Origin of the sequence: Synechocystis salina LEGE 00031, from assembly GCF_015207985.1 — a bacterium.
Lineage (GTDB): Bacteria > Cyanobacteriota > Cyanobacteriia > Cyanobacteriales > Microcystaceae > Synechocystis > Synechocystis salina.
In genome coordinates this window covers 61,078-67,159 of the sequence record NZ_JADEVV010000017.1, presented here as the reverse complement: position 1 = coordinate 67,159, position 6,082 = coordinate 61,078, and the positions used below count along the sequence as shown (strand labels likewise).

Below are 6,082 nucleotides of genomic sequence, written 5' to 3'. Positions count from 1 at the left end.
GGGCGGGGAATGGGATTACCCAGACGATCCAAGATTAAGAGGGCGGTTAAGTGCACTGCCACCATATAAATCAGACTGTTGAGGAAAACCATAGCCACTGCCAAAAGTTGTACCAAGAGCACGTCCGGCTGGGCCAAAATATTGAATTGTAAAAATAGCCAATCAACCAAGTTGGTGATCTGTCCCATTACGTACTGCCAAAGATTTTCCCCCAGTAGAAAGGAAAATAGCCAAAAGCGGAAGAAGAAGCCAAAGGTGCCAATGAGTGCACCGGTAAAAATGGAAAAGCCCCAGGAGGCATTCCTCACCCAGCAGAATCCCAATTGCAAACTCATCAGCCCATAGGGAATGACAAAAACCACACTCCGGGTTGGGCCCATCAAGACCGACAGCAATAATCCCGCCGCAATCATGCCCTTAATAGCCGCTGGCGATCGCCAACGCAGATAAACCAGTGCCAGGGGGATGGGAAACAGAATCCGCAATAGGGGGCCAATGGGAAAATAATAATTAATCAGCCAAATAATGCTGACCATGCTAGCCAGAAAAGCACTTTCCACCATGGCTAGGGTTTGGGGGGATTTCAACACTGGCTGTTGGCGGCTCAAGGGTAATTCCTGGGTGGAAGCTACCGCCTCCGTCTCCCCGTCCTCCGCATCAACCCAGTTATCGTCGTCTGCGGTTTCCGCCACTTCTCCGGAGTCACTCACAACATTGTTAATCTCAGTATCTGGCGATCGGTCAGCAGGAAAAGCCATGGAAAAAGTTTTTCGGATATAACTTTGGGCCCACTCAATACGGGGTTCTACAGCAACAAGCCCAACCCACCTAGTGTGACATAATCTGTTTCGGCGATCAGTGATGCCACCGGAGCTAAATTTCCTTTGCTCAAGAAATTAGATCCTCCAAATCCTTGAGATTGGCCACACTAATAAAATCCGACTCTCGATGGATTAAGCCCCGTTTTTCCAGCTTGGTTAGGCAACGGGTCACCGTTTCCCTCGCTAACCCACTAATACTACTCAATTCCCGGTGGGGCAAATTGGGAATAATTACCCCTTTGCCCGTATCCCGCCCCCGACCTTCCGCCAAAAACAGGAGGGTATCCGCCACCCTGGTTAAACTTTCTGCCTCCCTCAGCCGCAAACGACGGTTAAGTTGCCGCAAACGACGGGCGATAATCTGGGCTAAACGAATGCCCGCCATTGATTCAGTTTTGAGAAAATTGTAAAACTCCATCGCCGGCACGCTGCAGACTTCCGCCGGAGTAAGGGTAATGACATCAGTGGAACGGGGAGCTTCTTCGATCGCCGCCATTTCCCCCACAATCTCTCCTCGACCGACAATGTTGAGGGTTACCTCCCGACCATCCACATTGTGGGTACGGATTTTAACCCAGCCATCCATGACAAAATAGACTGAACCGCCCCAGTCATGCTCGAGGAGAATAACTTGGTTTGCTGGATGGCTGCGAATGGAAACATGGACAATGGTTTCTTGCAATACTTCCAGCCCAAATCCTTCAAAAAAGGGTACTTCTTGCCTTAAACGTTCAGTAAATTCTGAATTTTGGGGACTATTGCCCATAAACATCTTTCCCTAATATTGATGACCTTGAACAGGTCGGCTGCGTCCTTCAATTCTGCCAAACAATGGCTGAAGTCACCGCATTTCTTCATTTCAAAATACATAAGGCCGACAACAGTATCAAGTTGACCAGAGTCAAACACACAAAGAAATGGTTGGCGATCGCCGATGGGACCGGATGGGGACAAACAATGCAAAAATATTCCCCCAAAGTTTTGAGACCATTGTCAACGGTGGGGGAAAGGGGGAGTTAAAAATTGATTTTGCTGTGGCCAGACAGGACTAATAGGCGTCCTGGAGCTCGTAGAAATCAGGGGAAATATAATCCTTGCGCAGGGGCCAGCCTACCCAATCCTCCGGCATTAAAATCCGTTTCAAATTGGGGTGACCTTCATAGACAATGCCGAACATGTCGTAGCATTCCCGCTCTTGCCAGTCCGCCGCTTTCCAAATCCAGTACACCGAAGGCACCATGGGATTTTCCCTCGGTAAAAATACCTTCAGACGCACCTCTTCCGGGTTACGGGTATCCTCGGCCAACTTCACCAGATGGTAAAAACTCACCAAGGATTTACCGGGCCCTTCGTCGTAGGCTCCCTGGCATTGTAAATAGTTAAACCCATAGGCATACAGAGCCGTACAGAGGGGCAGAAGCAAATCCGCTTCCACTTGCACCATCTCTACCCCCAGGTGATCCGCCGTTAAGCTCTGGTGCTCAAAGCCATTGGTGGTCAGCCAGGTGGATACGGGGCCCACAGGTGCGATCGCCGTCTCCTCTTGGGGATCAACAGCTTCATTGGGGGTATTTACTTCCTCAGCCACGGTCTAATTGCTCCTTTTGTTGAGAGGTGGTCAAAGCGGGAGGCACAGGCATTCCCATGGCCTCCTGCAACTCCCGAGGGGGAGCGGAACGGGTACCCTGTTGTAAATACTTGCCATCCAAAATCGGTGCTACCACTTTCATTTGGTGGGAAGTGCTGTAGTAGCGATGGGTTTGTTGGGTAATGGCCCGTTCTTGGATAGATTCGTTGGCCAACTTTTTACGCAGTTTAATAATGGCATCAAAAATGGCTTCTGGGCGGGGAGGGCAACCGGGAATATACACATCCACCGGAATTAACTTATCCACCCCCCTTACTGCTGTGGTGGAATCACTGCTGAACATACCACCGGTAATGGTGCAGGCCCCCATGGCAATGACATATTTCGGTTCTGGCATTTCTTCATAGAGACGCACCAAGGCGGGGGCCATTTTCATGGTGATGGTTCCGGCGGTGATAATCAAGTCCGCTTGCCGGGGGCTAGAACGGGGCACCAAACCAAAGCGGTCAAAATCGAAGCGGGAGCCGATCAGGGCGGCAAATTCAATGAAGCAACAGGCGGTGCCATATAACAGGGGCCAGAGACTAGAAAGTTTGGCCCAATTGTACAGATCATCCACCGTGGTCAAGATGACATTTTCTGAAAGGTCTTGGGTGACCTGACTACGGCTGGCGGGGTTGAGAATTTTGGCTGTGGCGACCCGTTCCAGGTCAGTGGGGTTAGCAGGGTTGGGACTCATAGGAAATGGGAGAAGACAATAGAAAGGTCAGGCAAGGCAAGGACAATGGATTGGTGGCAACTACTAATACTTCTAGGACCACTCCAGAGCCCCTTTGCGCCAAGCGTAGACCAGGGCAACCACCAAAATGGCAATGAAGATCAATGCTTCTACAAAGGCTAACAGGCCCAACTGATTAAAGGCAACGGCCCAGGGATAAAGAAACACCGTCTCCACATCGAAGACCACAAACACCAGGGCGAACATGTAGTAGCGGATATTGAATTGAATCCAGGCTCCCCCAATGGGCTCCATACCGGATTCGTAGGTGGTTTGCCGTTCCGGGCCACCACTCCTGGGGCGGAGGAGTTTAGATGCAGTCAGGGCCAACACTGGCACCAGGGAGCAAATAAAGAGAAAGCCAAGAAAATATTCGTAACCGGTTAAAACAAACACAGGGCCAATGGTCTCCTCACGGCTAATGGTGGTCAGGGGGGTGTTCCAGCGGTGTTGCCCCACAAAGGGTTATACCTGGGTCAAGCTTACCGGACTTGTGGGCGATCGCCTGGGGGCATTTTGCCAATTTTCCTGATTATAGGACTCCAACCAGGACAGACCAAGGCCTGAACTATATGTTTAACCTATGTTTATTAATCGTTTGGGCAATAATCCAATTCTGAGGCGATCGACATTTCGGTGCCCGCTGTTTTGTAGAATGGAACCCTGGGCCATGGCCCGCCATGATTTTTTGTCATTCTTTCACTATGCCTCCATCCGCCCCAAATTCGACAGTGTTGCCCAGTGCTACCCCCGTCTGTCCCCAGAGTTCGGCCTGTCGTTGGCGTGGATTGATTGAAACCTATCGTCCCTATTTGCCGGTGTCCGACCAAACTCCGGTGGTGACTCTGTTGGAGGGTAATACTCCCCTCATTCCCGCCCCGGCGATCGCCAAGCGTATTGGCAAGGACGTAAGAGTGTTTGTCAAGTACGACGGTCTGAACCCCACTGGCAGTTTCAAAGACCGGGGCATGACTATGGCCATTTCCAAGGCCAAGGAAGCAGGGGCCAAGGCGGTAATTTGTGCTAGCACGGGTAACACTTCAGCGGCGGCGGCGGCCTATGCCAGGCGGGCCGGTTTGCGGGCTTTTGTGATCATTCCCGATGGCTATGTTGCCCTAGGAAAACTAGGTCAGGCTTTAATTTACGGGGCGGAGGTAATTGCCATTGACGGCAACTTTGATGATGCTTTGACTACGGTGCGCCAGTTATCGGAACATTACCCCGTCACCCTGGTTAATTCTGTTAATCCCTACCGCTTGGAAGGGCAAAAAACCGCTGCTTTTGAAATTGTCGATGTCCTCGGCCAAGCTCCCGATTGGCTCTGCATCCCCGTGGGCAATGCCGGTAACATCACCGCCTACTGGATGGGTTTTTGTCAATACAAAGAGCTGGGCAAAGGCGATCGCCTCCCCCGCATGATGGGCTTCCAAGCCGCCGGATCGGCCCCGTTCATTCAAGGCCAACCCATTAGCCACCCCGAAACCCTAGCCACCGCCATTCGCATTGGTAATCCTGCCAACTGGGACAAAGCCTGGGCCGCTTCCAAAGCCAGCAATGGGGAATTTCACCCCGTCACCGATGGGGAAATTTTGGAAGCCTATCGCATCCTAGCCGCCGAGGAAGGGGTTTTCTGTGAGCCCGCCAGTGCCGCTTCCGTAGCTGGTTTGTTGAAACGTAAGGATCAAGTCCCCGCTGGCGCCACGGTGGTTTGTGTGCTGACGGGTAATGGTTTAAAAGATCCAGATTGTGCGGTCAATAACAGTGGCAATGAGGTTAAGGCTGGACTGAAGCCAGATTTAGATGTGGTTGCTAAGGCCATGGGCTTTTGAAAGGGAAACCTTGGGGAATTAATGCCCTTTTTAAGGGGGGCTAAGGGGGATTAGTCAACAGTTAAATACCTTAAAAAATTCCCTTCCACCCTCACTATTCCCTGCTTTGGTAGAGAGGAAGTTTGGGAACGGTTGGGGGCATTAATTAAATTCACCACCTGTTCGATCTGGGCAAAATTGGCAGTCTTAGATTGGCAATTTTGTAAAAACTGGCGAATAATGCGTCGTTGCAAAGCTAACGGTTGTTGACTGAGCCGACGGCGATCTAGGCTTTTTTGATCCGATTGGACTAAAGTTTGATAAAATTCCTCACTAATTTGCTCCAAATAGGCTACTTCTGCCGTTAACAATTCCACCGTTTGGGCTAAGTTTTGTTCCACTTGGGGATTAAAGTGTTTCTGGAGGTAGGGAATAAGTTCTCCCCGGATGCGATTACGGCGATAGGTTAATTTTTCATTCAGCACATCTTCCCACACCGATAATTTTTCTTGCTGGCAAAAATCCCCCGTTTCTTGACGGCTAATTTCCAATAGGGGACGAATTAACTTGATCGGAGTTTTTCCTGAGTGGGACTCGGCCAAATCCCTCACCCAGTTCATTGCCTGCAAACCGTCACTGCCACTACCCCGCACTAAGTTGAATAGCAGCGTTTCTGCCCGATCACTCTGGGTATGTCCCGTCGCCACCACTGGAAAATGTTCTTCAATGGCGATCGCCGTGAGGGCCTGGTAACGCCAATGGCGGGCCGCTGCTTCAGTCTGAGGTAAATTTTGGGCATCCCGTTGGAAATAGGGTAATTTATAACCTTGGGCAAGGCGCTGTACGTGATCCGCAATACCTTCATCAGTGGGCCAACGGTGGTCACAGTGGGCTACGGCCAAATGCCACTGCCATTGTTTGGTTAAATCGTTAAGGAGATGCAGTAAACAGAGGGAGTCTTGTCCCCCCGATACCGCTACGAGGATGCGACTTGCTCTTAATTGAGGAAATCGCTGTTGCAAGCATTGATGGAGCCGACTATGCAGTAATGTCCAAACCATCTATTCTGTTCTGTCTTTTATTTCAA

The 6,082-nt window shown here is 50.7% G+C and carries 8 protein-coding genes; 1 reads left to right on the top strand and 7 read right to left on the bottom strand.

Going from position 1 to position 6,082, the window contains the following annotated elements; genetic code table 11:
• From IQ217_RS07840 to ndhC, 6 genes are all read right to left on the bottom strand, one after another.
• Nucleotides 1–758: DUF2232 domain-containing protein (locus IQ217_RS07840; protein ID WP_194019516.1), on the bottom strand; the 758-nt coding region annotated here is incomplete at its 3' end.
• 130 nt (nt 759–888) lie between these two features.
• Nucleotides 889–1,587, bottom strand: a complete 699-nt coding sequence (locus IQ217_RS07835; protein ID WP_194019515.1) for a Crp/Fnr family transcriptional regulator — start codon at nt 1,585–1,587, stop codon at nt 889–891.
• Entirely contained in the window at nt 1,545–1,775 is a 231-nt protein-coding gene (locus IQ217_RS07830; protein WP_194019514.1) for a hypothetical protein, read from the bottom strand. Before IQ217_RS07830 ends, IQ217_RS07835 begins: the two co-directional genes overlap by 43 nt.
• 94 nt (nt 1,776–1,869) lie before the next feature.
• Nucleotides 1,870–2,409 carry an NAD(P)H-quinone oxidoreductase subunit J gene (locus IQ217_RS07825; protein WP_190596377.1) on the bottom strand — a complete coding sequence of 180 codons (540 nt, stop codon included), beginning with the start codon at nt 2,407–2,409 and terminating at the stop codon, nt 1,870–1,872.
• Nucleotides 2,402–3,148, bottom strand: coding sequence for a photosynthetic/respiratory NAD(P)H-quinone oxidoreductase subunit K (gene ndhK / locus IQ217_RS07820; protein ID WP_194019513.1), 747 nt, complete (start codon nt 3,146–3,148; stop codon nt 2,402–2,404). Before ndhK ends, IQ217_RS07825 begins: the two co-directional genes overlap by 8 nt.
• A 72-nt stretch (nt 3,149–3,220) precedes the next feature.
• Nucleotides 3,221–3,583, bottom strand: coding sequence for a photosynthetic/respiratory NAD(P)H-quinone oxidoreductase subunit C (ndhC, locus tag IQ217_RS07815; protein ID WP_190596439.1), 363 nt, complete (start codon nt 3,581–3,583; stop codon nt 3,221–3,223).
• Nucleotides 3,584–3,867: 284 nt separating this feature from the next.
• Here ndhC and thrC point away from each other — a divergent pair, with 284 nt between their 5' ends.
• Entirely contained in the window at nt 3,868–5,016 is a 1,149-nt protein-coding gene (gene thrC / locus IQ217_RS07810) for a threonine synthase (RefSeq protein ID WP_194019512.1), read from the top strand.
• A 50-nt stretch (nt 5,017–5,066) separates the two neighbouring features.
• On the opposite strand, the gene tilS is transcribed toward thrC, so the two are convergent.
• Complete coding sequence (gene tilS, locus IQ217_RS07805; protein WP_194019511.1) at nt 5,067–6,056, bottom strand: tRNA lysidine(34) synthetase TilS; 990 nt, start codon at nt 6,054–6,056, stop codon at nt 5,067–5,069.
• Nucleotides 6,057–6,082 lie beyond the last annotated feature (26 nt).

What these genes read in the sequence shown, in the direction of transcription:
- thrC (WP_194019512.1), top strand. Translation starts at nt 3,868, where the DNA reads ATGATTTTTTGTCATTCTTTCACTATGCCTCCATCCGCCCCAAATTCG.
- IQ217_RS07835 (WP_194019515.1), bottom strand. Translation starts at nt 1,587, where the DNA reads ATGGGCAATAGTCCCCAAAATTCAGAATTTACTGAACGTTTAAGGCAA.
- ndhK (WP_194019513.1), bottom strand. Translation starts at nt 3,148, where the DNA reads ATGAGTCCCAACCCTGCTAACCCCACTGACCTGGAACGGGTCGCCACA.
- tilS (WP_194019511.1), bottom strand. Translation starts at nt 6,056, where the DNA reads ATGGTTTGGACATTACTGCATAGTCGGCTCCATCAATGCTTGCAACAG.